The 1,516-nt window shown below is 70.6% G+C and carries 2 protein-coding genes; both read right to left on the reverse strand.

Going from position 1 to position 1,516, the window contains the following annotated elements:
* Positions 1-750: 750 nt before the first annotated feature.
* On the reverse strand, positions 751-1,203 hold the full coding sequence (locus ACZ7BZ_RS36185) for an ASCH domain-containing protein (protein ID WP_470362062.1): 453 nt from the start codon (positions 1,201-1,203) through the stop codon (positions 751-753).
* 120 nt (positions 1,204-1,323) lie between these two features.
* A partial coding sequence (locus ACZ7BZ_RS36190; protein WP_470362063.1) for a hypothetical protein occupies positions 1,324-1,516 on the reverse strand: 193 nt, incomplete at its 5' end.

Here is a 1,516-nt window from a genome sequence, read left to right on the forward strand (position 1 = left end):
AAAGTCTCCTACCAGCGGTGTACGAGGGGTGACAACGCCGTTGATCCTACTGCCCGGCCACTGGCGCCCACGGCCGGTGGCCGAGGAGCGGACGCTCCCGGCTCCCGGCTCCCGGCCCACGGCTCCGGGCTCCGGGGTGGTGGGGCTGGGTGGGGTCCGGTGGTGGGGGTGTGTTGTCGGGGCGGTGTGGGGTGTTGGCCCGTGTCCGGTTCCCGGTGGTGTCGTGGGGGGCTTGTGGTATGTGGGGGCAGATCGGACGAGCTCGCGGGCTCGTTGTCCCGGACATGGCCGAGCAGCGAGAAGGGACGATGGAGCCGCGCAAATAGGCGTGGTGTTGATAAATCAGATTCCACAGAATGGCCTTGGTCGCTTCGTCGTTTGGTCGTTTGGTCGGGCTGGAGGTCATCGGGGTTGGACAGGCGGTGACGATCGTGTCCCGGTCGTGGAGGAGTTCGTCGGTGCACTGCCGCGGGGTGGGCGGATCGTGTTGTCTGGCGTGTTCGGTTCAGCTGTCGGGGTCTTCGCTGGTGGTGCTCGTGGATGGGTGCGGCGAAGGCCCGGGGCGGGACGCGGTGCCGGTGGCTGCCGTGCGTTGACGGTGCGTTCCTGTTCCTGTTCCTGTCCGCAGTGTTCCTGTCCGTGTCCGGTATGTGTGGTGGGGCCCGCTGGTAGCGGGGGAGTGGGGGCGTGGGGGGTGTGGGAAGTCGGGGGGTCCGGTTCTGTGTGCCGCGGGTGGTGGGGGTGGGTGGGTCAGGGGGTGGTGGGTGGCGGGGTGTTGGGGGTGTTGGGGGTGGTGAGGGTGCGGAAGCGCTGGGCGACGATGAGGGTGTCGTCGTCGATGGTCGGGGTGTGGCCGAGGAAGGCGCTCACGCCCGGGCTGCGGAAGAACTCCTGGTGGGCGGTGCGCCAGTGGGTGGCGTTGGTGTAGCCGCGGCCCTCGGCGTGTGCGAAGGCGTCGTCGATCTCCCGCATGGCGACGACCCGTACTTCGGTCAGTTCGATGGTGACGGCGGTGCGGCCTGCGGAGTCGAGTACCGCGAAGCGCTGGCCGGGGGCCGGGAGCGGCTCGCGGGCGTGTTCGTAGATCTCCGGCAGACCGGTGAGCGCGGTCTTGTGGCCGTCCAGGATCGCCGCTACGCCCTGGTCGCGTTCTGGTCCGGGGAAGGCGAGTTCGAGTGTCGGGAGGTCGTCGTCGTGCAGCATCGGGTGAGCGTACGGAGCCCGGCCCGCGGTGATCAACCCCCGGGTCGGTTGCCGCGGGTGGGAGCAGGCGGGTGGGATCGGGGGGTGGGATCGGGGGGTGGGATCGGGGGGTGGGTGGGGTCAGGGCCGGGGGGTGGGCGGGGTGTAGTGCCTGTCTGCTCGGCGGCGCTCGCTTGGAGGAGGTCCTGCGTGAGTGGCTGCCGTGGTGCCCGGGTCCAGGGCCCGGTGGTTGGCGCAGTGGGTGATCGGGAGGACGCGGCGGCTCTCGCAGCGGGCGGCGGGGTCGGTCAGGAAGGCGTCGGTGGTGAGGGCC

It is taken from the genome of Kitasatospora sp. NPDC036934, from assembly GCF_055608425.1.

Excerpts from the sequence above, each read along its gene's own strand:
- ACZ7BZ_RS36185 (WP_470362062.1), bottom strand. The coding sequence starts at position 1,203 with ATGCTGCACGACGACGACCTCCCGACACTCGAACTCGCCTTCCCCGGA.